Origin of the sequence: Streptomyces aurantiacus (assembly GCF_027107535.1) — a bacterium.
Taxonomy (GTDB): domain Bacteria; phylum Actinomycetota; class Actinomycetes; order Streptomycetales; family Streptomycetaceae; genus Streptomyces.
The window spans coordinates 5,660,795-5,685,455 of sequence record NZ_CP114283.1 but is presented as its reverse complement, the minus strand read 5'-3'; the positions used below and the strand labels follow the sequence as shown (position 1 = coordinate 5,685,455).

At 68.9% G+C, this 24,661-nt stretch carries 25 protein-coding genes and 1 pseudogene; 13 read left to right on the top strand and 13 right to left on the bottom strand.

Annotated features, from left to right (window positions below):
• The first annotated feature begins 10 nt into the window (after positions 1–10).
• A complete protein-coding gene (locus tag O1Q96_RS27445; RefSeq protein ID WP_269250687.1) occupies positions 11–541 on the top strand; it encodes a hypothetical protein in 531 nt (176 codons plus the stop codon).
• A gap of 80 nt (positions 542–621) precedes the next feature.
• Positions 622–1,488: a DUF1963 domain-containing protein gene (locus tag O1Q96_RS27440; RefSeq protein WP_269250686.1), complete on the top strand. Its 867-nt coding sequence runs from the start codon at positions 622–624 to the stop codon at positions 1,486–1,488.
• A gap of 174 nt (positions 1,489–1,662) precedes the next feature.
• Here O1Q96_RS27440 and O1Q96_RS27435 read toward each other — a convergent pair whose 3' ends face one another.
• Positions 1,663–2,058: a RidA family protein gene (locus O1Q96_RS27435; protein ID WP_269253743.1), complete on the bottom strand. Its 396-nt coding sequence runs from the start codon at positions 2,056–2,058 to the stop codon at positions 1,663–1,665.
• Positions 2,059–2,196: 138 nt separating this feature from the next.
• Here O1Q96_RS27435 and O1Q96_RS27430 point away from each other — a divergent pair, with 138 nt between their 5' ends.
• Positions 2,197–3,198 carry a helix-turn-helix transcriptional regulator gene (locus O1Q96_RS27430; RefSeq protein WP_269250685.1) on the top strand — a complete coding sequence of 334 codons (1,002 nt, stop codon included), beginning with the start codon at positions 2,197–2,199 and terminating at the stop codon, positions 3,196–3,198.
• Positions 3,199–3,262: 64 nt separating this feature from the next.
• Here the strand turns inward: O1Q96_RS27430 and O1Q96_RS27425 are convergent, their stop codons facing one another.
• The 3 genes from O1Q96_RS27425 to O1Q96_RS27415 form a co-directional block, all read right to left on the bottom strand.
• Positions 3,263–3,538, bottom strand: coding sequence for a GlsB/YeaQ/YmgE family stress response membrane protein (locus O1Q96_RS27425; protein ID WP_269253742.1), 276 nt, complete (start codon positions 3,536–3,538; stop codon positions 3,263–3,265).
• A 229-nt stretch (positions 3,539–3,767) separates the two neighbouring features.
• Entirely contained in the window at positions 3,768–6,494 is a 2,727-nt protein-coding gene (locus tag O1Q96_RS27420) for a Tat pathway signal protein (protein ID WP_269250684.1), read from the bottom strand.
• A 151-nt stretch (positions 6,495–6,645) separates the two neighbouring features.
• The gene (locus tag O1Q96_RS27415) at positions 6,646–8,421 is read right to left on the bottom strand and encodes a SpoIIE family protein phosphatase (RefSeq protein WP_419586958.1); all 1,776 of its coding nucleotides are present in this window, start codon (positions 8,419–8,421) and stop codon (positions 6,646–6,648) included.
• A gap of 490 nt (positions 8,422–8,911) precedes the next feature.
• On the opposite strand from O1Q96_RS27415, the gene O1Q96_RS27410 reads away from it, so the two are divergent.
• The 5 genes from O1Q96_RS27410 (at position 8,912) to O1Q96_RS27390 (ending at position 12,195) form a co-directional block, all read left to right on the top strand.
• A complete protein-coding gene (locus O1Q96_RS27410; protein ID WP_419586957.1) occupies positions 8,912–9,433 on the top strand; it encodes a hypothetical protein in 522 nt (173 codons plus the stop codon).
• On the top strand, positions 9,430–9,783 hold the full coding sequence (locus tag O1Q96_RS27405) for a transcriptional regulator (protein ID WP_269250683.1): 354 nt from the start codon (positions 9,430–9,432) through the stop codon (positions 9,781–9,783). Before O1Q96_RS27410 ends, O1Q96_RS27405 begins: the two co-directional genes overlap by 4 nt.
• Positions 9,780–10,691, top strand: a complete 912-nt coding sequence (locus tag O1Q96_RS27400) for an ABC transporter ATP-binding protein (RefSeq protein WP_419586956.1) — start codon at positions 9,780–9,782, stop codon at positions 10,689–10,691. The genes O1Q96_RS27405 and O1Q96_RS27400 overlap by 4 nt, the downstream gene beginning before the upstream one ends.
• On the top strand, positions 10,688–11,554 hold the full coding sequence (locus tag O1Q96_RS27395; protein ID WP_269250682.1) for an ABC transporter permease: 867 nt from the start codon (positions 10,688–10,690) through the stop codon (positions 11,552–11,554). Before O1Q96_RS27400 ends, O1Q96_RS27395 begins: the two co-directional genes overlap by 4 nt.
• Before the next feature lie 254 nt (positions 11,555–11,808).
• A complete protein-coding gene (locus O1Q96_RS27390; RefSeq protein ID WP_269250681.1) occupies positions 11,809–12,195 on the top strand; it encodes an SDR family NAD(P)-dependent oxidoreductase in 387 nt (128 codons plus the stop codon).
• Positions 12,196–12,267: 72 nt separating this feature from the next.
• On the opposite strand, the gene O1Q96_RS27385 is transcribed toward O1Q96_RS27390, so the two are convergent.
• Both O1Q96_RS27385 and O1Q96_RS27380 read right to left on the bottom strand, forming a co-directional pair.
• Positions 12,268–14,505, bottom strand: coding sequence for an MMPL family transporter (locus tag O1Q96_RS27385; RefSeq protein WP_269250680.1), 2,238 nt, complete (start codon positions 14,503–14,505; stop codon positions 12,268–12,270).
• A 181-nt stretch (positions 14,506–14,686) separates the two neighbouring features.
• Entirely contained in the window at positions 14,687–14,938 is a 252-nt protein-coding gene (locus O1Q96_RS27380) for an MmyB family transcriptional regulator (protein WP_269253738.1), read from the bottom strand.
• A 267-nt stretch (positions 14,939–15,205) separates the two neighbouring features.
• Here O1Q96_RS27380 and O1Q96_RS27375 point away from each other — a divergent pair, with 267 nt between their 5' ends.
• The 3 genes from O1Q96_RS27375 (at position 15,206) to O1Q96_RS27365 (ending at position 17,131) form a co-directional block, all read left to right on the top strand.
• Positions 15,206–15,436, top strand: a complete 231-nt coding sequence (locus O1Q96_RS27375) for a hypothetical protein (RefSeq protein WP_269250679.1) — start codon at positions 15,206–15,208, stop codon at positions 15,434–15,436.
• Positions 15,437–15,984: 548 nt separating this feature from the next.
• On the top strand, positions 15,985–16,488 hold the full coding sequence (locus O1Q96_RS27370) for a SigE family RNA polymerase sigma factor (protein ID WP_269250678.1): 504 nt from the start codon (positions 15,985–15,987) through the stop codon (positions 16,486–16,488).
• A complete protein-coding gene (locus O1Q96_RS27365; RefSeq protein ID WP_269250677.1) occupies positions 16,481–17,131 on the top strand; it encodes a hypothetical protein in 651 nt (216 codons plus the stop codon). The genes O1Q96_RS27370 and O1Q96_RS27365 overlap by 8 nt, the downstream gene beginning before the upstream one ends.
• A 50-nt stretch (positions 17,132–17,181) precedes the next feature.
• Here the strand turns inward: O1Q96_RS27365 and O1Q96_RS27360 are convergent, their stop codons facing one another.
• A complete protein-coding gene (locus O1Q96_RS27360; protein WP_269250676.1) occupies positions 17,182–18,279 on the bottom strand; it encodes an amidase domain-containing protein in 1,098 nt (365 codons plus the stop codon).
• Positions 18,280–18,825: 546 nt separating this feature from the next.
• Positions 18,826–19,029, bottom strand: coding sequence for a cold-shock protein (locus O1Q96_RS27355; protein WP_107014587.1), 204 nt, complete (start codon positions 19,027–19,029; stop codon positions 18,826–18,828).
• A 561-nt stretch (positions 19,030–19,590) separates the two neighbouring features.
• On the opposite strand from O1Q96_RS27355, the gene O1Q96_RS27350 reads away from it, so the two are divergent.
• Both O1Q96_RS27350 and O1Q96_RS27345 read left to right on the top strand, forming a co-directional pair.
• Positions 19,591–19,875 (top strand): DUF4190 domain-containing protein, encoded by a 285-nt coding sequence (locus tag O1Q96_RS27350; protein ID WP_269250675.1) that lies wholly within the window; start codon positions 19,591–19,593, stop codon positions 19,873–19,875.
• A 276-nt stretch (positions 19,876–20,151) separates the two neighbouring features.
• A complete protein-coding gene (locus O1Q96_RS27345) occupies positions 20,152–20,571 on the top strand; it encodes a VOC family protein (protein ID WP_269250674.1) in 420 nt (139 codons plus the stop codon).
• Positions 20,572–20,631: 60 nt separating this feature from the next.
• On the opposite strand, the gene O1Q96_RS27340 is transcribed toward O1Q96_RS27345, so the two are convergent.
• The 5 genes and pseudogenes from O1Q96_RS27340 to denD all read right to left on the bottom strand — a co-directional run bounded on the left by O1Q96_RS27340 (position 20,632) and on the right by denD (position 24,586).
• Positions 20,632–21,318 (bottom strand): polysaccharide deacetylase family protein, encoded by a 687-nt coding sequence (locus O1Q96_RS27340; protein ID WP_269250673.1) that lies wholly within the window; start codon positions 21,316–21,318, stop codon positions 20,632–20,634.
• The gene (locus tag O1Q96_RS27335) at positions 21,315–21,986 is read right to left on the bottom strand and encodes a glycoside hydrolase family 11 protein (protein WP_269250672.1); all 672 of its coding nucleotides are present in this window, start codon (positions 21,984–21,986) and stop codon (positions 21,315–21,317) included. The genes O1Q96_RS27340 and O1Q96_RS27335 overlap by 4 nt, the downstream gene beginning before the upstream one ends.
• 307 nt (positions 21,987–22,293) lie before the next feature.
• Positions 22,294–22,668, bottom strand: coding sequence for an alpha/beta fold hydrolase (locus tag O1Q96_RS44330; protein ID WP_331276070.1), 375 nt, complete (start codon positions 22,666–22,668; stop codon positions 22,294–22,296).
• Between the two features lie 20 nt (positions 22,669–22,688).
• Positions 22,689–22,955, bottom strand: a pseudogene (locus O1Q96_RS44325) (alpha/beta fold hydrolase); the annotation flags it as partial.
• A gap of 608 nt (positions 22,956–23,563) precedes the next feature.
• Positions 23,564–24,586: a D-erythronate dehydrogenase gene (gene denD, locus O1Q96_RS27325; protein WP_269250671.1), complete on the bottom strand. Its 1,023-nt coding sequence runs from the start codon at positions 24,584–24,586 to the stop codon at positions 23,564–23,566.
• Positions 24,587–24,661: the final 75 nt, after the last annotated feature.

Sequence of the window (24,661 nt, the reverse complement as noted above, 5' to 3'; positions counted from 1 at the left end):
GATCTCCGTCATGCTCGAGTACGAAGACCCCGCGACCTGGGGCCCCGAACCGGTCCGCCCCAAGTGGCAGTTGAGGCTGCGCTTCATGGCGACTGCGGTGTGCTTTCCGGTGCTGTGCGCGGTAGGTCTCACCATCATGCTCGCCTTCATCGCCGTGGCCCTGCTGACGGAGGTGATCGCCATGTTCAGTACACGCTACGAGCGCGGTTTCGGGGAGGTGATGGACACGGCACTGACCCGGGTCGCGGGCCTTGGCTCATGGTTCGTGACCTGGCCGGAGCTGCGGCATGAGGGTGATACCGAGTACTACCGGGCCCGGGTCGACAAGGTGGTCGCCCACTGGACGGCTCTGGCCTCGGCGCCACCCGAGCCCAAGAAGACGAGGCCTCCCGTCGAGTGCGAGATATCCGTGTCCGTCTACCGTGGTGTGGGTGGCCGGTACGTCGCCGAGGTGGCCCTGGCCCAGGGCTGGGAGCTGCGCCCGACGGACGTCCGCAAGGAGGTGCGTCTGTGGTGGACGGCCGCCTCCCGCGCTGAGTGAGTCCCTCCTCCCCTTCTCGGCTCCTCCGCAGCCGCCATGGCTTCGAAGCGGGTGTCAGTCCTCCCGCCTAGGGTTCGCCCATGACACCTGAGATGCGGGCCCGGTTATGCCCTTTCCGCGACGAGGCGACAGCCCGGGGCATCCCCGCCGATGACGTCGAGCGGTGGTTGGCCACCGCCCGTCCCTGCGCGACGCTGAGGCGGGACGATGACGGGGACGGGCCGGTCGTGGGGCGGTTCGGCGGTCCGCTGATGCTCCCGGCCGACATCCCGGACCCCTCCCACCCCTTCGTCGCTTCGATCGACCTCGCGGCTCTCCCCGCTGACGCCACGGACCTTCCACTGCCTCCCGACGGTCGCCTGCTCCTGTTCGCCCTTCCTGAGGCCGCCGGCGATTCCGAAACCATGGGCAGCGTGGTGTACGTCCCCGTCGGTACGGCCGTGACGGAGCGGGACAGGGACGCGTGGAACTCCTTCGACTTCGAGGACTACGCAGCGATGTTCAAGGCGTTCCCGCAAGGGCCGTTGAGGGCGACGGCCGACGTTTCGCTGCCCTGGCACCACGCGGTCGAATGCGCAGAGAAGCCGGGGAGCGGGCCGCTCCCCGGGCATCCCCGCTCCGAGGAACTCGTCGCGGCCTGGGGGAGGACCCGTAGCGACATCGCCCCCGAAGGCCCGCTGCAGATCGGGGGATACGCCGACGAGGAGGCCATCTGCACCGACCCGGTGTCCGTCGCCGTGTCCAGGGCAGTGAGGGCGGCGGAGGCGGGCGGGTGGGACGGACCGGTTTCGGCTCACGTCTCGGACTGGGTGCTCCTGGCCGACTGGTATGCCGGTATGGACGTCGAGGGCTGGGAGAGCTCCACCGTCCACTGGGTGATCCAGCGCGAGGACCTGGCCGCGCGGCGCTTCGACCGCGCGTTCACCTCCGTCTTCCACAACCCCTGATCGCACGCGGCTACCGCCCGGTCGGCTTCTCAGCCTGCGGCCGGCCCCCGTCTCGGGCACCCGCTGCCGAGGCCCACACGCCGGTTGTCACCCTCTTGAGCTTGGGTGCTTGACGACCTGCCTGCTACCCGCGCCGGTCGACCCGGCACGGGTAGCAGGACCGCGGAGGCCACGTCACCCGACGGCGGTTCCTTCGAGCTCGACCATCTGGCCGGGGATCGCCAGTCGCGTCACTTCGAGCATCGTGGATGTCGGTGCCACCTCGGCGGCACCCAACCGCGCCGCCAGCCCGCCGTAGTGCTGGAAAAGCAGATCGACGTCGGTCGTGTAGACGTTGAGCCGGACCAGGTTCGCGAGAGACATGCCGGCTTCGCCGAGCACGGCCTCCAGGTTGTCGATGCTCAGCGTCAACTGCGCCGCCATGTCACCGTCGTGCTGGGGCTTGCCGTCACCGCTCATCGCGGTCTGCCCCGAGATGTACAGGGTCCGTGTGTGCCCGGAGACGACCTCCCCCTGGTTGAACCCCAAGTCCACGGACCACGTCACCGGGTTGACTGCCGCGCGTTCCACTGCCACATCAGCTCCATTCGACCAATCGGGAGTACGAACGTCCGTCGGCTCGGTAGCCGCCCCGCTGTGACGTCGTGTCGATGAGCCTCCCAAGAATTCATGACACCCTCCGTCATGTATTCCCGTTAAAGTCCGGGCATGCGTGCCGACCGGTTGATCTCGCTGGTGCTGTTGCTGCGCCGGCACGGTCGGCTGACAGCGGACACGCTGGCCCGCGAGCTGGAGGTGTCCACCCGCACCGTGCTGCGCGACATCGAGGCACTGTCCGCGGCCGGCGTCCCGGTCTACGCGGAACGGGGCAGGCACGGTGGGTTCGCGTTGTTGCCCGGTTTCCAGACCGAGCTCACCGGACTGAACCACGACGAGGCTCTCGCGTTGCTGGCCGCCGGATCGGTGCGCGGCGAGCATGTCTTCGGTCTCGGCTCGGCGCTCGCCTCGGCCATGCGCAAGGTGGTCGACGCGCTACCCGAAGGCCACCGGACCTCCGCCGGCGACGCGGCCCAGCGGTTTCTCGTCGACCCGGAGACCGACCTGCTCTCACGGCGGCTGGTCGACGAGGAGGTGCCCGGTACCACGATGACCGAGGTCAGACGCGCGGTGCTCGCCGGGCACAAGCTGCGCATCCACTACGCGGCCACGGGGCAGCAACCACAGTGGCGCACGGTGGACCCGATCGGCCTGGTCACCGTCCGGGACCGGAGTTACCTGCTGGCCACGAGATCGGGCGCGGACCGCACCTACCGGCTGTCGCGGGTGTTGGCCGCCGAGGAACTCCCCGAAGCGGCACAGCGGCCCAACCGGGTCGATCTGGACCGGATCTGGCGGGAACGCTCCGCCCGGTTTCTGTCCGGCGGTGACCACATGACCGTGCTGGTACGGGTGAATCCGGCGCGGCGGGAGGAACTGCTGGACGCCGCACTGGCTGTCCGCGCGGAAGACCCCGACGCGGACGGCTGGCTGCGGCTGGAGGTTACCTTTCAGGATTCCCGGCATGCCGTATGGGCGCTGTGGCAGCTCGGCATGGACGCGGAAGCCCTGGACCCGACGTCGTTGCGTACCTCCCTGCACGACCGCGCCACGGCGATGGCCACCCGCTACGGAGGCTCGCCCTGGGAGCGGGATGCCGACTCATCCGGCTGACCCGAAACCACACCGATCGGCTCCGCCCTGGGGTGTAGGGCGGAGCCGATGGGGTGGTGTGGGGTCAGGCGTGGCTGCGGCGTCGGTTTCCGGTGATGACCCGGTAGAGGGCGAGGAGGATGATCGAGCCGACGATGGCGGCGATCCAGGTGGAGATCTCGAAGAAGCCGTCGATGGAGTCGACGCCGAAGAGGACCTTGCCGAGCCAGCCGCCCAGGAGGCCGCCGGCGATCCCGATGAGCATCGTGATGATGATGCCGCCCGGGTCCTTGCCCGGCATGAGCGCCTTGGCGATGAGGCCCGCGAGCAGACCGATGAGTATCCAGGCGATGATGCCCATGACTGTGTCTCCCAGCTGGTCGTATAAAGGCTGTGTCAAGGCATCCGGGTTTACCGTGCCGCTGATTTCAAACGCGGCGCAGCGCGCATGTTCGTACGCGACCGGGTACGGGCCAGCGTGCCGTCCGAGCCTCCTGCCCGTCCTGAGCCTCATGCTCGTCGGCGCTGTGGCCCGAACGGGAGAAGGGGGCGGCTGCGGGCCACCCCCTTGTCCTGTCAGCCGCGTCGGCTCACCTCGCGGCCGCCCGGCCGGTCTGCCGAGGCGTCACGGTGAAGGTGCCGCGGGCGTACTCGCAGCAGGTGGTGAGAACGCTGACGTTCCAGGTACCGGTGTCCGCGCCGGTCAGGTCCAGGGCCGCCGTCAGGGTCCGGTTGTCCGCGGAGACCGACAGTGTCGTGGCGGTCAGGGTCTTGCCGCTCCTGCTCAACCGTACGGTGGCATTCGCGGGCAGAGCGGTGCCGGTCACCGTAAGTGTGACTTTGCTGTCGGTGGCCCCGCTGTCCGGGCCGACCGCGGTGACGCCCACCTTGTCCGTGCCGCACAGCGTTGAGGCACAGGCCAGCTTGGCGCTGTATGCGGTGCTGGACGCCTTCTCCGGCAGTCCGAGCACGAACACGCTCGGACTGGCCGCCGAGGACGAACCGCCCACCGAACAGCGGCTGCCGGAGGGAGACGTCGTACAGCCGTTGCTCCAGGCGCTGTTGTAGAGGGCGGGCACCGCTGTCGTGACGGCTCCGGAGGTGTCCGCGATCTCCGCGTCGAAACGGTCGAAACCGGCGGTGGGCAGGACCGCGCACACCGCGGTGTGCGACTCGTCGAGCGTGCCGGTGACGGGCCCGTAGCCGTACGACACGGACGGGACCTTGGTGCACTCCGGCGCAGGACCGTCCGCGGTGGCGATGCGCAGGGCGTCCAGGCGGTACTCGGGCGCAGCCTTCAGCGTGGCGGGAGTCTGCACGAGGACCTGGTGCGTGGTGGATCCGGTGGCCGCGCAGGAGCGGTTGCGGAAGGAGCACTCGGCGGTGCCGTCATCGCCGAAGACCACGATGTTGGCGGTGCCCAGCTTGTCCCGTACATCGAGGTGGACGACGTCCGTGTCCGCGTCGGTGGTGACCTGGTGACAGTTCAGGGTGCCGGGAGCACCGTACGCACCGGGAAGGGACGGGCCGCCGACCTTCGCGACGGGGGCCTTCGCGCAGCCTGCCGAGGAGGCGGTCGAGGTGACGTCACGCCGGGCCAGTGTGTATGTGGCGGCCTGGTCGCTTCCGGTGACGAGCACGGTGTGGGCCTTACCTGGGGTCAGCGGGCAGAGCGTCCAGCCGTCGGTGCCGGCAGCGCGCTCGCAGACCTTCTTGCCGGCGCTGTCCAGCACCGAGAACTTCGCGGCCGCACCGCCGGACGTGGCGGTCAGCTGGAAGACCTCGTTGGCCGTGTGGGCGTCGGCCGGAACACTGAGGCAGTGCGAGAAGAGGCCGTCACCGGTGGTCAAGGTGGCCTTGGCCCCGCCGGCGGTGAAGCTGCCCGCGGGCAGGACGGGGCAGTCGCTCGCGGCGTCGGTGCGGTGCAGGGCGACGGAGTACGGGCCGGTGGCGCCCTCTCCGCCGTCCTCGGCGTGCACCAGCGTCCGGTAGGGAGCCGTACCGGTCAACGCGCAGTTGCCGCCGGACAGTTCGGTCGAACTGCACTGGGGTGTGCCGTCCCGGTCGAGGACCTCCACGTCGGTGTCCACGCCGGAGGTGGAGAGCGGGGTGAGCGCGGCGATCCTGGCACCCTGCGGAGCGTCCAACGTCAGGCAGTCGTACTGCCCGACCGTGCGCAACTCGCCCCTGTGCAGGCCGGTCCCGGTCGCCACACATCCGGCGTCGGAGGCCCGGTCGAGGACGACCAGGCCGGCGCGGGTGCCACGGAACGGGTAGGTGCCGTCGAGGACGGCCGTATAGGTGCCTGGCTCCTTGATCTGGCACGGGTCGGCCTCGTACCGGCACACGCTGAGTCCGGCCTCGTCGTACACCCGGGCCACCCCGACCTCGCGGTCCTCGCTGACGGAGTGCACGGTGTACGGTCCCGCCGAGCCGGCGGTGAAGGTGAAGCACGGGTTGGTGATGTGGTCCTGCTGCTCCAGCGGGCCGTAGGGGCGGGCCGGGGCGGCGGTGCAACCCTGCGGGTCGCTGAGGCGGCGCACCTTCACCGCGAACTCGGCGGGGAAGCCGTTCTCCGCGCGCGAGACGGTGGAGATCACCCGATACGGGCCGTCGCCCGGCAGAACGCAGCTGTCCTCGTCGTTGTCGGGGAACCGCTCACAGATCCGGGCGCCGGTCGCATCGGTGATCCACGCGAGGGAGTCGCCGTAGACCTTGGAGCCGTAGGTGAGCCGGACCCGGTCGCCGCGCTCGCCCTCGAAGGGCTGGCAGTCGACCTCGACCGGGCTCACGGTCGAACGCGTGACCTCCGGCTGGTCCCAGTTCGTGCCGGTGGCGTCCGCGCAACCTCGGGACGAGCCGAGCGGCACCACGGTGACCGACGTGTCCTTGTCCTCCCAGCCGTTGTTGAACACCTTCAGGGTGTAGGTGCCGGCCGCCGGCACCGCGCACATGCCGTTCGTGGAGTACGCATCGCCGTAGCAATCCACCTCGCTGCCGTCGGAGGCCAGGATCTTCCTGGTCACCGTGTTGCCGCCACCGTCCAGGGCCGGGGCCAGATACAGACCCGGCGTCTCGACGGTGACGGAGTAGCAGACGCTCGACTCGGGTGCGATGCGCGCCTTGCCAACGGCTCCGCCCGGATCGCCGAAGGGCGCGAGCGCGAGCGGCGCGCACTCCTCGTCGGCGGCGACTGCGGGGCTCACCCCGGTCAGGGTCAACAGTGAGGCGAACAAGGCGGCGAGAGCGGCGAACACGGCCGGCACCGCGGCCGTCCGCCTGCGTCTCGCAGGCGGGCAGGAGTTGTCGTCCAACATGCAATCCCCTCTGGATCATTGGTCGTTGAGGGGATGGTCGCACAAGGGTACGACATGGCACCCGTGAGTATTCAGCAGTGAAGAAGCCGCTTTCTACCCGGAGTCGGTCCGCCGGGAACGGATGCTCCGAACACACCACAACGCGAAGCCCTCAGGCCCCCGTGTCCGTGACACCCGTGTGGGGCGGCCCATGACGTTGCTCCTGCGTGGCAGCGGGCGTGCGCAGGGCGATCAAGGCCACGTCGTCGTCGTTGTCGCTGGGGCGGACCAGATCCAGCAGGGAGTCGCAGAGGGAGTCCAGAGGACGGTGGGCGAGGGAGGCCGCGTTGCGGCGCAGCCGGTCCAGTCCGTGGTCGATGGAGTGGTGCGGTGATTCCACCAGCCCGTCCGTGTAGAGCAGGAGCGTTGCCCGGGGCGGCAGGACGATGACGGCATCGGGGCGGGGTCTGTCGAGCCCGGTCCCGAGCAGGATGCCGTGAGCTCCGTCGAGGTAGTGAGCCTGACCGTCGTGGCTGACGAGCAGGGGTGGCGGGTGACCGGCATTCGTCCAGCTCAGGCGCCACAGGTTGTCCTCGCCCAGTGTGAGCCTGGCGAGGATCATGGTTGCCATGGGGACTTCGGCTATGTGCATCACGGCCTCGTCCAGCCGGGTGACGACGTCGCTGGGGGCGGCCTGTGGATGGGACCAGGCGAAGGCACGCAGCATGTTGCGGAGCTGCGCCATACCGGCCGCGGCGTCGAGATCGTGTCCGACGACATCGCCGATGGCCAGGGCGTGGGCATGCGTGGCCAGAGCGAAGGCGTCGTACCAGTCACCGCCCACGGAGGACGCGTCCGGAGCGGGCAGGTACCGCGCGGTCATCTCCAGTCCCGGCAAGGAGGGGAGCTGCGGCAGCAGATGGCGTTGCATGGTCTCGGCGACCTTGCGCTGGCGCTGGTACAGGCGGGCGTTGTCCAGGGCCAGGCCCGTCCGGCGGGTGAGGTCCTCCAGCAGCGGCAGGTCGGCAGGCGTGAAGGCGTCATGACGCGGTCCTCGGCCCAGGGTCAGGGCGCCGAGCACGTCACGCAGGCCTCGAATGGGCGCGATGGCAGCGGAGTGCATGCCCGTCGCGGTGAACAGTCGCTGCTGCTCCACTGCGATGCCCGAGTCGGGCGGGCCCTGGTAGGTGGCGGGGCCGGCGAGGGAGGAGGCGGCGCCGCGCAGAGCCCGTGACAGCGGCATCGGCGACTCTGCCGGCACGGGGGGCATGGGGCCTTGCAGGTCTTCCCGCTCGACCAGGATGCCGTCCTTGTGCTCCATCACCAGTACTCGTCGTACTTCGTCGCGTTCGGTGAGGAGGTCGAACACCGCCCAGTCCGCCAGCCGTGGCACGGTCAGGGCCGCCAGCCGGTGCAGTGCCTCGTCCACGTCCAGGGTGGACGTGAGCTGCGTGGTCGTCTCCGCCAGCAGGGCCAGGCGATCGAGTTCCGTCAGCGGTGCGGAGTGTCCGTCACCGCTCTGCTGCGGCTTCTCCTGCTCGTACAGCAGCGCCAGCGCACCCGTGACGCCTTCGCCCATTGTGTAGGGAGTGATCAGCCAGGACAGCTGGACGAGGGTGTCATCTCCGCGGACGAACCATTCGTCGCTGCCGTGCCGGGTGTCCATGGTGAGGAGCGCTTTCCTCATCCGGCAACGGGTGCGGGGCACCGAGTGTCCGTGGCTGTCCCGGTGCAGCAGGTCGTGGGGGTCCTGACCGATCAGCGCCGCTGCCTCTCTGCCGAGCAGGATCTGGGCCGCGCTGTTGGCCGCGACGATGAGGCCGTCGTCGTCCACGACGATGGCGGACGCTGCCAGGGCTTCCAGAACTTTTTCCGGGGGGACCGTGGACAGCGCCTGCTGCCCGGGCATGGGTCTGTCTCCCGTGCCGGAAGCGGCAGTACTGTCCATGGTTCTCCTTGGTCTGGACGCGAATCTGGTGGAGTACCCCGGCAGGACCATTACAAGCACATGAGCCCGCAGTTTTTGCCGACCGTCCACCGGGCGCATTCCGGCGACACCGGCCTCCAGCGCCGACCGCGCCTCGGATGATCCCGGGTGAGCCCCCCATCAAGCCGACGGCCGGTTCTCCGGTCGGGGGACCGTCTGCCTGCTGAGTGCGGCGTGAAGGAGACCGCGAGACGCCCAGCCGAGTGTTGCTTCGCGCTGCCCCACCCGTCTCGCCGGCGTTCGACGCGCTCAGCGTCCCCGGTCCGGGTGGGCGAACGCAAGGCGCCGGAGCCTGTCCGGCGGAGCCGTCCGCTCGGCCGGGAGTGCATGAGCCCTCTTCCAGTGTTCAGCGGCATCGGCTCGGCATCGACGCCCGCCGACTTGCCTATCGGGAAAGCCGAAGATAACTTTCCTGTCAGGAAAGTAGAGCGGGGACGGGAGGGCGAGAGCCGTGAACGCACCGATGGACGCCGAACAGGCGTGGAGAGACCTGCAGCGCATCCGAGTGCCGCAGGAGCGGGTGTACGACGAGGTCGAGCGATCCGCTGCGGGCGGCCCGGGAGCCCTCTGGGGCACCGCCCTGCTCATGTGGATCTTCCTGGCCCTGCTGGGCCTGGACCTGCCCGGATGGGGCGTCGGACTGCTCCTCGCCGCATACGTCGCGCTGCTGGGCGTGCTGGCCGTGCACCACAACCGGCGGAGCCGGGTGCGCCTGCACCACACCCGGTGCACCCGGCGGATGCTCGGCACCTTCGTCGCGGGGGCGATCGTGACCGGCGGGACGACCCTGCTGTCCGGACGCATGGTCGATTCGATGGAGCCGGTGACCGCCAGTCTGATCCAGGCCACGGTCTCGGCGACGGTGTTCGTGCTGTTCGTCGGGCCGACGAGCCGCTGGGCGGCCGGGTCGGTGCGGGGCCGTGAAACTCAGGCGGCGGAGACGGGAGCGGCAGACGCGGGGGCGGGCCGATGAGCGTCCCCGTCGGCTTCGACGAGCTGATCCATCCCGCCACCCGGCTGTCGGTGGTCGCGCTGCTCGCCGCCACCGAATGGGCGGACTTCGCCTTCGTCCGCGACAGCCTCTCGCTCAGCGACTCCGCGCTCTCCAAACAGCTGCACACCTTGGAGGAAGCCGGATATCTGGAGCTCCACAAAGAGGGCGGCGGCCGCAAACGGCGTACCAAGGTACGGCTGACGGGCCACGGCCGCGCGGCCTTCGAGGGCCACGTCGCGGCGCTTCGGGCGATCGTCGAGGGCGCCGGTCTTCCGGCATCGGCCGAAACGCCGCCACCACAGCGGCACAACCCGGTGGCAGGGCGATGACGCCCGGGCTCACACCACCCCAGCCTGCCGTCCGGGCGCGCAGCGTGACGATGACGTACGGCGACATCGACGTCCTTCACGGCGTCGACCTGGACATTCACCGCGGCGAGGTCTTCGCGCTGCTCGGACCCAACGGCGCCGGAAAGACCACCACGGTCGAGATCCTGGAGGGATTCCGGAGGCGTTCCGCCGGCGAGGTGCACGTCCTCGGTGCCGACCCGGAGCGGGGCGACGACGCGTGGCGCGGCCGGATCGGGCTGGTCCTGCAGTCCTGGCGCGACCACCGCCGCTGGCAGGTCGCGGAACTGCTGACGCACTTCGCCACGTACTACCCCGACCCGCGCGACCCGGCCGAACTGCTGGCCCTGGTCGGCCTTGTCGACCAGGCCGGCCGGCAGGTGGACCGGCTGTCGGGCGGCCAACGCCGGCGGCTGGACGTCGCGCTCGGCATCGTCGGCCGTCCCGAACTCCTCTTCCTGGACGAGCCGACCACCGGCTTCGACCCGCAGGCGCGGCACGAGTTCCACGTCCTGGTCGAACGGCTGGCCCGCGACGAGGGCGTCACCGTCCTGCTCACCACCCACGACCTGGTCGAGGCCGAGCGGCTCGCCGACCGGATCGCCATGATGGTCGGTGGCCGGATCCGGGCCTGCGGTACGCCCGCGGAGCTGGCCGGGCGGGCCGCCGCCCGGGCCGAGGTCCGCTGGACGGCCGACGACGGAACGTTTCGCCGCGAACACACCGAGGACCCCTCTCGGCTGGTCTGGGAACTCCACCGGCACGCGGACGGCCCGATCGCCGATCTGGAAGTCCGCCGCCCGACGCTGGAGGACACCTACCTGCACATGGTGCACCGGGAGGCCGACGGCACGGACGAGCAGGGGGACGAGGAGGAACAGGCCGCATGAGAGGGAAACCGACGACGAACGTCTGGCGTGCCGGGCTCCAGCGCGGCGGCATCGAACTACGGCACCTCCTGCGCAACGGCAAGGAGATGTCGGGCCACCTGACCAACGTGGTCGTCGGCCTGCTCATCGCGGCCTACGCCGGCGACAACGTACCCGGCACCCTGACCCCCATGGCCCATCCGGTGCTGGCGGGATTCGCCGCCTACCTGCTGTTCCAGATCGGACTGATCAACCTCCCGCAGATGCTCGTGACCGAGCGGGAGGAGGGCACTCTGCTGCGGCTGCGCGCCACCCCCGGCGGGATACCGGCCTACCTCGTCGCCAAGTGCCTGCTCGTGGTCGTCGTGGCGGTCACCACCCTGGCCCTGCTCCTGGCGGCCGCGGCGCTGCTGGTGGACGGGCCGCTGCCGCACGGACCGGGCGACTGGCTGACACTGCTGTGGGTCACCACATTCGGGCTGCTCGCCGTCGTACCGCTGGGCGCGGCCATCGGAGCGATACTGCCCAATCCCCGCGAGGCACTGGCGTTGATCATGCTGCCGACGATGGGGCTGCTGTTCACCTCCGGGACGGTGTTCCCGCTCACCTCGCTGCCCGTTCCGGTCCAGCACGTGGCCGCGGTGTTTCCGCTCAAATGGATGGCGCAGGGTCTGCGTTCGGCGCTGCTTCCCGACACGGCACGTGCCGCCGAGGCGGCAGGTTCCTGGGAACTGCCGATGGTCGCCCTGGTCCTGGCCGCCTGGGCCGCTCTCGGGTTCCTTCTCGCGGTGCCCCTCCTGCGTCGTGCCGCCCGCCGCGAGTCCGGCTCCCGGCTGTCCGCGCGGCACCACAAGGCGGCGAAGAGTGGTGCGCTGCCCGGGTAGGCAACCTCGTGACGAGCAGGTAACGGCAGGAGCAAGTGCCTGTTCGACTACCACTGTTCGCGGTGCGGCACCTCACTTCCTCGCCGCTGCCGCTCGTCCGCGGCGAGGGTAGTACCGCGAGTCCTGCCGTCGCAGGATGCACTGGCTGAGGCCCTGCCACTGATCGACAGTGAACGCGTCAGGTGGAGCGGCTCGGTCGGACGAGTGCGAAGGATGCTCACCGCCAAGTTCACTCCAGGAGAGGCTGTTTCCCGATGCCCACCACGATGTCCGCCCGCGGTCTGATCGTCGTCACAGGTGCTTCCACGGGTCTGGGAGCAGCGACCGCCCGCGAACTCGCCCGCCAGGACTTCCACGTACTCGCCGGTGTCCGCCGGGACAGCGACGCCGAGGCGATCCGTGCGGCGAACAGCGAACCGGTGATCCTCGACATCACGCAGCCCGAGCACCCGCGGCAACTCGCCCGCCGCATCGCATCCGACCCGGAGGGCCCGCCTCTCCAGGCACTGGGCAACAACGCGGGCCGGCCTTCCACCTTCCGCACCCATCCGCACACCTGGTCGGCCACGGCCCGACCGCCGGCCGCCCACGCCCACGCTCGTGAGACAGGCGGCTGTGGCCGGGTCCCACGGCGAGCATGACCTGTGCCGGTGCAGCGTCTTCCTCTGGCTGCACCGGCACAGGTGTCAGGTGTCAGGGGCGCGGACGCGGGGTCAGACCCTGGTCGAGTCCTTCACCTGTGTCGGATCCGCCGCAGGCCCGGGTACGGACATCGGTTCGGGGCCGCCTTCGCTGAGGCCGTAGCGTCCGTGGAACCGGCGCAGGAAGCCGGGTGCGTACCAGGCCTTCTGCCCGAGGAGGCGCATCGCGGCGGGGACGAGGACTCCGCGTACGGCGATGGCGTCGATGAGGATGGCAAGTCCGCTGCCGAGGCCGAACATCTGCATGAAGCTGAGCTTGGCGGTGCCGAAGGCGAAGAAGCTCACCGCGAGCAGCACGGCGGCCGCGCTGACGATGCGCCCGGTGTGGCCGAGACCGTCGACCACGGCGGACTCGTTGTCCGCTCCCTGGTCGTGAAGTTCCTTGATCCGGCTGGTGACGAAGACCTCGTAGTCCATCGAGAGGCCGAAGGCGATGCAGAACATCAGCACGGCCATCGTCATCTCCATCGGCTGCGGGGTGAAGCCGAGGAAGGAGGAGAGATGGCCGTCGTCGAAGATCCAGGTCATGACGCCGAGGGTGGCCGCCAGGCTGATCAGGTTGAGGACCAGGGCGCGCACCGGCTGCACGATGCTGCCGGTGAACAGGAAGAGCAGCAGGAAGGTGGTGAGGACGATCAGGGCCCCGGCCAGGGGGAGCTTGTCGGCGATGGATTCCTTGGCGTCGACGAGTACGGCGTCATTTCCCCCTACCAGGGGGTTGGCCCCAGGGGGCGGGGTGACCGAGCGCACCTGCTTGACCAGGCTCTCGGCCGCTTCCGACTTCGGTGTCAGGCTGCTCACCACACTGATCCGCTGTGCGTCGGGCCGGCCGAGAGCGGGGTTGGCCGGGCCTGCCGCCGCGGACTGTCCCGGGGTGTGGACGCCGATGCTGGTCTCGACCCGCTCGACGCCCTTGAGTGCGGCCAGTTGGCCCGCGTACGACGCCAGTGGGGCCTTGTCCACGGACTGGCCGATGACGATCTGGAGGGCCGAGTCCTCACTGCCGCCGAAATCCTCTCGCAGCACCTGCGAGACCTGGCGGCTCTCGGCGTCCTTGGGCAGCACGCGTTCGTCCGGCGTGCCGAAGGAGATGTTGAGCAGCGGGCTCGCCGCGAACAGCAGTACGGCCACGACGGGCAGTGCCGTGAGTACGGGCCGCCGCATGACGGTGCGCGCCAGCCGTCCCCACAGAGGTGTGCGGGTGTCGGAGCGCTGCGACTTCGCCCACGGCAGCCGCCCGCTGTTGACCCGGTGCCCCAGAACCTTCAGCAGGGCCGGCATCACGAACAGGGTGCTGAGGGCTGCGATGGCGACCACACCGACTCCGGTGAAGCCCATCGAGCGCAGGAAGTACTGCGGGAACACCAACAGCGCCGCCAGGGCTGCCGCGACGGTCGCGGCGGAGAAGGCGACGGTGCGGCCCGCGGTGTGCACCGTTCGCCGGACGGCGTCGTCCACGCTCACCCCGGCCGAGAGCTGCTCCCGGAAGCGGCTGACCATCAGAAGGGCGTAGTCGATGGCCAGTCCGAGGCCCAGGGCGGTGGTGAGGTTGGTCGCGGTGTCCGCCACATCGGTGATGCTGCCGAACAGGAAGAGCTGGGCGAACGAGCCGATGATGGCGATGACCGCGATGATCAGCGGCAGCAGGGCCGCGACCACGCTGCCGAAGACGATCATGAGCAGTATCAGGGTCAGCGGTATGGCTATCGCTTCGGCGAGGATCAGGTCCTCGACCACCTGGTTCGACAGGTCGGCGCCTACGGCGGCGCCACCGCCGAGCTCGATGGTGAGGGTGTCCTTGTAGGTACCGCTGTACTCGTCGAGGATCTCGATGGAGTTCTTCCGCTCCTCCGTGGTGTCGCCTCTCACGTGGGCGAGCACCAAGGCCTCACGGCCGTCCTCGGAACGCAGGTCGGGGCTGTTCGTCTCCCAGTACGAGACGATGTTGCTGAGCCGCTTGTCCTTCTTGAGGTCGGCGACCAGTTCTTGGCCGCGCTCCTTGGCGGCGGGGGCGTCGATGCGGCCGTCGGGGGCGCCGACCAGCAGGACGAGGTTGGTCTCGCCGCCGAACTTCTCATCGATGACCGCCGCTGCCCGGGTGGACGGGGAAGCCGGGTCGTCGAAGCCGCCTCCCTTCAGTTTGCCGAAGGCGCCCGCGCCCACCACGCCCATGAGGGCCACGGCCAGGGCGGCGACGATCAGGACGAGCCGGGACCGGCGAATCGCCAAGTCGGCCATACGTTCGAACACGGGGTGATCTCCTTCAGGTCCTTCTGGGAAAGGCAACGGGGTGGGCCGGGCGGAAGTCGGCGCAATGCGTCGCAGAGCCCTTCGCCCCGTCAGAGGGGGCGCGGTGTCGCACTCTTCGCCGCCGAGAACGACGCTAGTGAGACAGTCGGCTTTTTGGCAGGAGGAGATTTATCTGACACTGTCAGATTTTCCTGTCAGCCTGCAGTTCTCTGTGTTGCGGCTGTCGGTGTGCAGGGTGGGGGCGGTCCCAGTGGTGGGCGAAGGCATCGGAGGCATGGCGCAACTCCTGCACGAGGCGCTCGAGTTGCGCGTCCTGGGAGTAGCGGGGCATCGCGTCCTTGAGGTCCGCGACGATCGATGCCTCGAAGGCGGCCCGCCCGGCCGCATGCTGGAGTGGATACATCACGTCGAGAGCGGGGCCGTTGCCGAAGATCGCACGGGCGAGACCGCGTTCGCAGGCGGGTGGTCCGGAGGCGTCGCCGAGCAGGACAATCCCGTCCCCGGGTGGCGGGAGCCCGGCGCTGCGGTAGAACTGGTCGCGCTCGGCGAAGGAAAGCTGTAGGGCCTACCATCCCTCGAGCCGGCCGGCTGCTCCGCTCACGACCGATCGTGCCGGTGGGACCAGGAGCCGAGGCAGTGTGCCGCATCATCGGAGACGTACTTCTGTACCCTCACCTCGGCAAATGGAAGGCAGGTCGTGATGTCGACGGACGAGCCGTTGCGGATATCGGTCGACGGTGAGGAGTTCGCGGTCAGTCAGCCGGACGACAGCCCGGGCACCTACCACTTCACCTGGCTGACCGGACCCGACCCCGCGTACGGGTTCATGTCCGCCAGTCACCCACCGACGCAAGCCACCAGGCCCGATCTTGAGGAAGCCGCCCGGGACTTCCTTGCCCAGGTGGACCCCACCACCGGATACATCGAGTAACCGACGGCCCAGGACGACGGCACCACGTACGGACCGGTCTGCTGGAGCAGTTCTGGGCGGCGATGTCCTCCCGGGTGCCCACGACGAGGTTCTTGGTGCACTCGGGGCAGTCGATGGCCTGCCCGGTCAGTCGCGCGAGCAGTACGAGATCGCCCTCGGACCATGCGGACATCTTCACGAACGGAACCGTGAGGGAGCGCTGAGCGCCACCCCGGTTCGGGCACGGAGCCCTGCCAGGGACCACCCGGCAGGTCCTCAGGGCGTATACCGGCCCCGGGACGGTGCGAGCGGGACCATGTCGAGCTGAATACCGGACAGATCGTGGAGCCGTCACAGAGCGCTCGATCGGGGAGGACTGCCTTCCGGAGTGTCCGTCCCGGAGGCGCTGCGTGATCGCCGCAGGTCGCCGTCCACTTGGGCACCCCGCAGTGGTCCGATCAGCTCCGGGGCCTCACCGGCAGGCGGACTCGGCCGGGCAGGGAACCCCCGTCGCCCTCCAGGTCCTCTGAAAGGGTGGAAGGCCGAAGAGGCGACGGAGGGACGAGGGCATGCGCAGGGACGAGGCGTTCACGGCCTTCATGACCGCGCGCTACGGATCGCTGCTGCGTACGGCCCGACTGCTGACCGGCGGTCCACGGGCCGAGGACCTGGCGCAGGAGGCGCTGCTGCGTACGTACCGCGCCTGGCACCGGATCGGCGCGGAGGAGGCCGCCGAGGCCTACACCCGCACCACCATGGTGCGGCTCCTGGTCAAGGACCGGCGCCGGCGTTGGCACGGCGAGGTACCCGCGGCGCACCTCCCCGATCCCGGGACGGACGGGCATGAGGAACAGGTCGCGACCGCCGTGGTGGTCCGCGGACTGCTGCGCGCCGTCCCGCCCGCGCAGCGCGCCGTGCTGGTCCTGCGCTACTACCACCAGCTCACCGAACAGGAGATCGCCGACGTGCTCGGCTGTTCACCCGGCACGGTCAAGAGCCGTGCCGCCCGCGCGCTTTCGGCGCTGCGGGCCGAAGGAGTCATTGCACCGGAGAGGGGGCGTCACCGTGACTGAGGAGGATCGGGTACGGGGTCTGCTCGCCATGGCCGCCGAACCGGAGGGCCCACAGCGTGCACCGGACGAGCAGTTCACCGCCCGGGCCCGGCGGTCACTGCGGAGGCGACGGCTCGCCGTCGGCACGGGCGGGCTGCTGGTGGCGGGCGTGGTGCTCTCAGGGGTGCTGTCGATGAACGGCCTCAACGAGGGGTCCAAGAGGGGCGATCCGCAGCCGGTGGCCTCGGCGGAGTGTGTGCAGGAGGCGGCGCAGAAGATCAGGAAGCGGCAGGGCGAGGGATATCGGCCCGTGTTCGGGACGGTCCGCGAAGGTCGGATCCACGTCGACGACGGAGTGACCCAGAGTTCTGCCTTCCGTTTCGCCACCGAAGGTGAGCTCCTCGCCGGCTCCGGGACCCCGCCGGCCGGCGACCTCACCGTCTGGTATCCGACGGCCGAGGTCCAGCTTCCGGAGCCCGGGCGCCATCTGCTCCTGCTCCAGAACGCCCAACGTCCCGACCGCAGTGGCGGGGAGCTGTTCCACTTCGCCCCCGAGCAGGTACTCCCACTCGACGCCGAAGGCCGCGTACGACTGGAATGCGCGGACGGAAGCGAGGGGTCGGTCACCTCGCAACGCCTGCGCGCCGCGGTGCAGGGGAGCTGATCCCCGCACCGCGACGCGAGGCGTCGAGTCACTCTCCGGACGCGGTCGGATCAGGTACGGAAGTACCAGAACTTCTCACCGGCGCTGTGTTCGGCGATGATCTCGCTGAGCGGCCGGTTGAGCGTGTCCGTCGTGTGGTAGCTCATCTTCGGCAGATAGTCCGACGTGAAGTCGGTGACCATCATGGTGTGGCCCGGCTGCCCCGGGTCGCTGTATCCGAAGATCTCGAACTGCACGACGTCCGCGATCGCGAGACTCGCAGGACCGTCCAACTCGTACACGCGCTCCGACTCGTCGCGCGCGAACCGCTGCCAGTTGGGCGCACCGCCCCAGGTGTAGCTGTGCTCGAGCCACCAGTTGCCCGTGTACCACCACGCCGAGTCGCTCCGGTACCAGCCGAGCACCCGCTCCCAGCCACCGGCGCTGAGGGCCTGCGAGATGAAGTTGGTGCAGTCGTTCTCGTCTCGCTCGTAGGGGACGTTGTCCTCCGGCTCGGGCTCGGCGTACTTCGTGGCGAAGTCCACCATCGCCTGGTAGTCGTACGCGGCCAGGGTGCTGTTCCCGTCACGGGTACTGCGCTTCTTGAGGGCCGGGTCGGTGACCTTCTTCGAACCGTCCGCGGAGCGCAGTTCCCTCGCGGCCTTCTCGGCGGCGGCCAGCTCGGCCGGCTCCAGCTTCTCGGGCGTCGCGAGGTTCGCGGGCCCGTCCTGGGTGTCGATCTTCGCGAGTGCCCAGGTGCCGCCGGAACGTACGTAGGACAGCTTGTGCCGCACGGTGTAGCTGTAGGGCGCGTCCTTGGTGTCGGCGAAGGTGTACTCCGTGTGCTCCTGTACAGCGAGCTGCGCGGTGTTGCCTTTGGTGCGGGTCTCGCCGACCGGAGTGAGCTCGGTCTTGACGGCCGAATAGTGCACGCCCGCGAGCTTGTTGATGCCCTTGAGCTGCTTACGGGCCTCCATGCGGTCGTGCCGTACGGCCGTGAAGGTTTCCGCGACCTGGATGGTCTCGGCCTTGCGGATCGTGGCGGTCGCACCGTCCACCGTCACGGCGTTCTCGCCCGTGAGATAGGTCTGCGCGGTGTCGAGAAGGGCGGATTCCTCGACGGTCGGCGCGGCCTGCGCCGGACTGATGGTGAGCAGCGTGGCGGCCAATCCCGTGACGGTTGCCGCAATCGCAGCCCGTCGCGCCCCTGTATGGATGATCACTGATTCTCCCCGTGTTTCATCTGACTTCCCGTCACGCGGCGCCTGCGTGACGGGAGATGAAGACGTACGTCTCTGACGGACGGGTTCGACGCTAGCGACGCGAGGAGTCTTTTGACACGCGCTCACCAGATGGGGCCGAAAAGTACCGGTGAGGGTTCTGTGTGCCCATTTCCCTCTTGAGGTCACGAGATGCGCACGGAAAGCGCACATGCGCATGGGTGGCGCGAGTTGCCTGTGTTCCGACCGACGAGACCGGCGCGACACGGCGGCGGTGGGCGCGGACCTTGCTCAGCCGTGGGGCACAGCGGCAAGTTCGCACATGCTCTTGTTCGTCACTGTCGAGTACCGCGCAGTTGGCGCGGCAGGAGTGTGTGGCACGGGATGGCCGCTCCGGGCGGGACGGTGAACTCTGCCTCGGCGCGGTGAGGAGTCTCGGCATGCGCCGGGCCCCGGAACATGCGTTCCGGGGCCCGGCAACGTCTGACCGTGACGTCAGGCGGGCGTGATGTTCTCCGCCTGCGGGCCCTTCTGGCCCTGCGTGACGTCGAAGTTCACGACCTGGCCCTCCTGGAGCTCACGGAAGCCGGAGGCGTTGATGTTCGAGTAGTGGGCGAAGACGTCCGGTCCGCCACCCTCCTGCTCGATGAAGCCGAAGCCCTTCTCGGCGTTGAACCACTTGACAGTTCCCTTGGCCATGCTGGTGCCTTCCCAGTCGAATACGGACCCACACCGCGCGGGCCCGGAGGTGATCGCCCTGGTCCTGCACTGCACAGCAAAATGCCCGCACCGGAGCGCGGGCAGGTACTGCGAACCACGACATCTAGTAGTGACGCTACACGGCGAATCGGGCTACGACCAGAGAGCAACGGGCATGATCCGAAACGAGTCACGTGTGCCGCCCGGTGGTCGTCGGAGCAGGGTCATGCCATCCACCGTCCACTGGTGGCGTGATGGCATGTCAGGACCCCGATCGCCGCCGGTCACCTCGGCCTGGGCCAAGACCCTGGCCGAGGTGACCGCGGACTGCCGGCCGAGCACGGCCGGACCCGTGGCGTGCGGCATGCAGCGAGCCGACAGTTGCGCCAGGGGCGTCAGTCCCAGTGACCCGATCGAGGTGACCAAGTCTGCCCGGCTCGCATTTCGAAGGGGGAGTAGAGCCGATGTTCGGGGGCACCCGGATGACCGGAAAGCACAGGGCGCGAAGCGCTCCGACAAGCGGAGCGCCGTCAGCAGATACGCCTACAGTAGGGGAATGTGATGACGAGTTACGGCGGCTCTTCTGCCACTTCCGGATCACGTACCAACGGTCTGGCGGTCGCCAGCCTTGTCTGCGGAATCATCGGAGTCTTCCTCTTCAACGTGATTCTCGGCCCCCTGGCTATTGTTCTGGGTGCCGTAGGCATGCGACAGGCAGGGGTCAAGGGAGGTGGCGGCATGGCGAAGGCCGGCGTCATCCTCGGAGTTGTGGACCTGATCATCTTCGCCGTTCTGCTCACCGTCGCCGCTTCCAACGGCGGTTTCACCTGGTACGTCGGAAGCTGATCGACGAGTGACATCCGTCGTGGCGGATGCCCGAGCAGTAGACTCTCCCGGCATATCCGCGATATGGCGCGCACAACGAATTGCCGCGCTGGAGCAAGCAGGTATCCATCGCATCGGGCACATGTGAACGGCTCGGCTCAGGCCGAGCCGTTCACGGCGTTTTGCGGTTGAGGCAGACGGACTGACTTTCCCACTCGCCTTGCCGCGTCTGGTGGGGCGACCACAACTCCCCGCGCACCAGGGGCCGTCCGGTGATTGTCCTACAGTGGGCGGACCATGCCTGATCTCTTCGGAATCAACCATCTGACTCTGTCGACGACCCACCTCGACCGGCTCGTGCCGTATTACACGGAGCTGTTGGGAGCGGTGCTCGCCTTCGAGCGCAATGCGACCCTCACCGATCCTCGGATCGCGGTCATCGATGTGGGCGAGGACGACCATCTGATGATCGTCGAAACGGCCACCGCCCCCACCACTGAACTCGACCCCCTCGGCAAGGCGGGCTGGGGGCTACGTGTGGGAACCCATGCGCAGCTCTGTGAGGTTCGCGAACAGATCCTCGATGCCGGATGGCCGGCCGGGGAGATCGAGACGCTGCCCACGCAGTGGACGATGACAGTTCGCGATCCCGATGGACGCCCGGTCGACGTCCGGGCCCATCGCCCCCGCACCGGACCGCCGCCACCTGCCGGCTGACGACAACCCCATGCGGCTGTGAGGTCTGCCGTGGCCATGCAGGTGACGCCGGCCCATGTGTCAGGGGGCAGTCGCGCGGCCGGTCTGCGGGGAGATCCTGCCGGCGCACAGGCCGCGGGCTGCCAGCCCTTGTGCGATACGTGGGATCGCCGCACGCGCGTTGGCGGACCAGTCGTGCATGAGGATGATCTGGCCGTTGCCGAGTCGTCCGGCGGCCTGCACGATGGCATCCGTGCCGGCGCCGTTCCAGTCCTGAGAGTCCACGTTCCAGAGGATCTCGGTCAGACCGTACTTGGCCTCGACGGCCTTCACCGTCGAGTTGGTCTCGCCGTACGGCGGCCGGAACAGCTTCGGCGTACCGCCGCCGGCGGACGCGATCGCCTGCTGGGTCCGGGAGATCTCCGAGTCGATCTGCGACTGGTTGAGCTGCGGCAGGTGCGGATGGGTGTAACTGTGGTTGCCGACCCACATGCCGGCATTGACCTGGGCCCGTACCTGGGAGGGGTTGGCGGCGGCGTACTGGCCCTGGTTGAACATCGTGGCCCGCAGCCCGTTCTGGGTCAGCGTGCTGAGCAGGGCCGGTGTGCTGCCGGACGGGCCGTCGTCGAAGGTGAGCCCGACGTATCCGTTGCAGGCGGCGGCTTGCGCCGGGTTGGTGTTGACGGTGAGAGTGCCCGTGGCGACCAGTGCGACGACGGCGAGTGCCGTCGGCAGGGGGCGTGACACGAGACGTGCTCCGGTGGTCATGCCGACACCGTGATGTTGGAGTTGCCGCTGCTCCGGTATCCCTCGGTCGCGAGGATCATGTAGTAGCTGAAGCTGCCGAGACGCATTCCGGCCCGGGCCCAGGCGTCGAAGTGGTTGCCGGTGGTGATGGTGCCGCCGGTCCGCTTCGACTGCCGGACACTCCAGTACTGGTTGAAGGTCTTCGTGCCTTCGACGGACGGGGCGTTGTAGCGCGTTGTCTGGTAGAGGTCGTACGTGCCGCCGTCACTGGTGACAGTGCCCTTGTACGTTCCCGTGGGGCGGTAGGTGCCCCAGTTGTCGACGACGTAGTACTCCACGAGGGGGTTGGACGTCCACCCGTAGAGAGTCAGGTAGGCGTTTCCGGACGGGTTGAAGGAGCCCGAGTAGGTCACGGCCCTGCGTCCGCCGTTGCTCCAGCCCTTGCCGGCGACGAAGTTTCCGGTGTTCCTCCAGTTGGTGCTGTAGCGGCCGCCGGAAGCCAGGTTCATGGAGACCGTGCCCTGCGCGTCCGTCCAGAACGAGTAGTAGTAACCGTTGTTGGTGCCGGTCTGGTTCGTGGTGACGACCGTGTCGGCATGGGCCGTACCGGGCAGAGCCAGCGCGGTCGTGGCACCCAGCAGCATGGCGCAGGTCTGCCTGCGGCTCGGCTGTGCAGGTGTGAGGTTCATGTGCGGGTTTCCTCCCTCATCCACGGGTGGGGTGTGGTCGAACAGTTTTGACCTGCACCCGTCAAGCGTCAAGAGTTTCGGCACCTATTACGAAACATTCGTCAGGGATGGAATCTTCGTACAAGTGAAAGCGCCTGTCCAAAGCTCACATTGATCCGGTGTGCGAGGCCGTATTCATAGCCCTCGCTCATCGGAGATCAATTGTGACGCAGTATGTCTCCGAATGTTTCGAAGAGTTTCCGGAATGGCTTGCAGGCGGGGTTGCGCAGCCGCAAGCTCGGTTGGTCGGAACCTCTGACGGAAGGTGTCAGTGGAGCTCGTCCAGGAAGCCCGAGAGGGTGGCGTGGAGGGTTTCCGGCTCTTGCAGGTGCAGGTCGTGACCGGTCCGGGGAATGCTGACGGCCACGGTGTCGGGTCGCTGCCGGAGCATTTCGTCGATGTCCCGCGAAGGGGTGATGCTCGACCGGGCCAGGACGACCAGGGCCGGACATGTGACCTGTCCCCACTCGTGCCAGGTGGAATGCCGAGCGGTCTCCTCCAGTGAGCGGACCATCACCTCCCGGTCGAAGCGGGGCCACCATCCGCCTCCGCGTTGCTCGAGTCCGGCGGCCCAGCCCTCGCCGACCGCTCCACCGCCGAAGAAGCGGACGGCGGCTTCGTACGACGGGAAGGGGCCGGCCACGAATCGAGCCAAGCGCGGACTTCGGCGGGGGTATCCGGGTTCGCGCCCCCGGGGCCGGCCTCGATCAGTGCAACCGCGTGGATCCGCCCGGGGTGGGCGGCTGCGGTGAGCATGGCTGTGTGGCCACCCAGCGACTGGCCGACCAGGACCGGGCGCTGGAGGTCGAGTTGGTCGAGAACGGCGATGACGTCGGCGACGTAGGCGTTGCGGGAGACATCGAGCGGGTGACGCTCGCTGGCGCCGTGCCCGCGTTGGTCGAGTGCGACAACGTGGTACCGAGGGCTCAGCCTTCACGCCGTCCGGTCCCATTCACCCGAGTGACCGGCCAGCCCGTGCAGCAGCACGACAGGCTGTCTCGGTCCGCCGGAGTCTCTGCACACGAGGCGGACACCTCTCGTGTCACGATGCGCTCGGACCATGTCATACGGGCCCCCGGAGTTCGACCGAAGTGATCATGCCGTACGTGCCTGTGGGGTTCCAGGTGACCACCTCGAAGGCCACGGCCGCCCCGCCGCCCCGGCCGACGGCCCCTCCGCGACCTTGCCGATGAGGTTCTCGACGGGGACGACCTCCCGCGGCAACTCGGGTATCACGCAGGGCTGTTGTGTCATCCCCGAAGGTGACGGGCTGTGCGACCCAGTGGGGAATCACTCCCGGGACACCGCGCCGGAGAGCGGCCGCACCGCCGCCCCGGCGTCGGTACGGACGGTGGCGTCCCGTACGGGATCTACGAGGCGGGGGACCGCCTCGTAGGTTCCATCGTCATGGCCCGCTGCTTGACGGACTGCCCCGCCGGCATCACCCGCCACGTCCACCGCTCTCCCTGCGTCACCATTTCCCGGGTGGGGGTGTCTCCAGCCATGCGCCCACGCGCGGGATGTGGGGCCGGCGCACGTCAGGGCGCGGTCACCTCGGCTGTGACGGCTTCGGGATGGTCCTCGACGTATGCCCTGAGGACGGACTCGAAGCTGTCGTCGGGGCGGAGGCCGAGCGCCCTGGCGCGCGCGTCGTCGAACACTGCGGGCCACGAGCCGACGATGGCCTCGACGACGGGGTCGGGCGCGACGGTCACCAGGTCGGCGACGGCGTCGCCGGCCACCCGGCGCAGTGTGTCCAGCATCTCGGCGACCGTGACCGTCAGCGCCGGCAGGTTGACCGGAAGCGTGCCCTCCAGTCTGCCGGGGCCGCTGCCGCGCTCGGCTTCGGTGATTCGGAGGATGCCCTCGACGGTGCGCCGCGGTGAGGCCAGGGCGACTTGCAGGCCGGGGTCGACCGGGCAGACGGCCGGCAGCCCGGAGAGGGGCTCGCGGACGATGCCGGACAGGAAGCCGGAGGCAGCCGCGTTCGGTGTGCCCGACCGCACCGAGACGGTCATCAGGCGCGCCACGCGTCCGTCGACGAAGCCCCGGCGCGTGTATTCGGCGATCAACTGCTCGCAGACGCGCTTCTGCGCCCCGTAGCTGGACTGCGGGGTGGGGAGCGTGGACTCGCTGATCAGGGGCGGCAGTTGCAGCTCCGGGTCGGAGCCGTAGACCGCGATGCTGCTGGAGAACACCACCCGGGGTGTCGGCCCGCCACCACGCGACTGGGAGCGGGCGGCGTCGAGCAGCGCACGGGTGGTGTCCAGGTTGGCGCTCATGCCGAGGTCGAAGTCGGTCTCGCACTCGGCCGAGACGGCCGACGCGAGATGGATGAGGACGTGCACGGGCTGCGCGAAGATCGTGTCGAGGCGCTCGCTCAGGTCACCCTGGACGACGTCCACCAGCGGGTCTTCCATCACCGGCGCCTCGGGGGGTACGAACCGGTCGGCGAGCACCAGTCGGTCGACGGGCACATCGCACAGGGTCCGCCGCGTGAGCAGGGCATCGGCGACCAGCCTCCCCAGGAAGCCGAATCCACCGGTGATGACGATCCTCATAGGCGTTCCCCTCGGTAGTTTGCGAGCCGGCCGAGCCCTTCCACGTACGGGCCCGGGGGCGTACTCGTAGCCGAC

What these genes read in the sequence shown, in the direction of transcription:
- O1Q96_RS27400 (WP_419586956.1), top strand. Translation starts at nt 9,780, where the DNA reads ATGACGCCCGGGCTCACACCACCCCAGCCTGCCGTCCGGGCGCGCAGC.
- O1Q96_RS27420 (WP_269250684.1), bottom strand. Translation starts at nt 6,494, where the DNA reads ATGTTGGACGACAACTCCTGCCCGCCTGCGAGACGCAGGCGGACGGCC.
- O1Q96_RS27430 (WP_269250685.1), top strand. Translation starts at nt 2,197, where the DNA reads ATGCGTGCCGACCGGTTGATCTCGCTGGTGCTGTTGCTGCGCCGGCAC.
- O1Q96_RS27405 (WP_269250683.1), top strand. Translation starts at nt 9,430, where the DNA reads ATGAGCGTCCCCGTCGGCTTCGACGAGCTGATCCATCCCGCCACCCGG.
- O1Q96_RS27355 (WP_107014587.1), bottom strand. Translation starts at nt 19,029, where the DNA reads ATGGCCAAGGGAACTGTCAAGTGGTTCAACGCCGAGAAGGGCTTCGGC.
- O1Q96_RS27440 (WP_269250686.1), top strand. Translation starts at nt 622, where the DNA reads ATGACACCTGAGATGCGGGCCCGGTTATGCCCTTTCCGCGACGAGGCG.
- O1Q96_RS27370 (WP_269250678.1), top strand. Translation starts at nt 15,985, where the DNA reads ATGCGCAGGGACGAGGCGTTCACGGCCTTCATGACCGCGCGCTACGGA.
- O1Q96_RS27395 (WP_269250682.1), top strand. Translation starts at nt 10,688, where the DNA reads ATGAGAGGGAAACCGACGACGAACGTCTGGCGTGCCGGGCTCCAGCGC.
- O1Q96_RS27340 (WP_269250673.1), bottom strand. Translation starts at nt 21,318, where the DNA reads ATGACCACCGGAGCACGTCTCGTGTCACGCCCCCTGCCGACGGCACTC.
- O1Q96_RS27350 (WP_269250675.1), top strand. Translation starts at nt 19,591, where the DNA reads ATGACGAGTTACGGCGGCTCTTCTGCCACTTCCGGATCACGTACCAAC.
- O1Q96_RS27390 (WP_269250681.1), top strand. Translation starts at nt 11,809, where the DNA reads ATGCCCACCACGATGTCCGCCCGCGGTCTGATCGTCGTCACAGGTGCT.
- O1Q96_RS27335 (WP_269250672.1), bottom strand. Translation starts at nt 21,986, where the DNA reads ATGAACCTCACACCTGCACAGCCGAGCCGCAGGCAGACCTGCGCCATG.
- O1Q96_RS27345 (WP_269250674.1), top strand. Translation starts at nt 20,152, where the DNA reads ATGCCTGATCTCTTCGGAATCAACCATCTGACTCTGTCGACGACCCAC.
- denD (WP_269250671.1), bottom strand. Translation starts at nt 24,586, where the DNA reads ATGAGGATCGTCATCACCGGTGGATTCGGCTTCCTGGGGAGGCTGGTC.
- O1Q96_RS27375 (WP_269250679.1), top strand. Translation starts at nt 15,206, where the DNA reads ATGTCGACGGACGAGCCGTTGCGGATATCGGTCGACGGTGAGGAGTTC.
- O1Q96_RS27415 (WP_419586958.1), bottom strand. Translation starts at nt 8,421, where the DNA reads ATGGACAGTACTGCCGCTTCCGGCACGGGAGACAGACCCATGCCCGGG.
- O1Q96_RS27445 (WP_269250687.1), top strand. Translation starts at nt 11, where the DNA reads ATGCTCGAGTACGAAGACCCCGCGACCTGGGGCCCCGAACCGGTCCGC.
- O1Q96_RS27425 (WP_269253742.1), bottom strand. Translation starts at nt 3,538, where the DNA reads ATGGGCATCATCGCCTGGATACTCATCGGTCTGCTCGCGGGCCTCATC.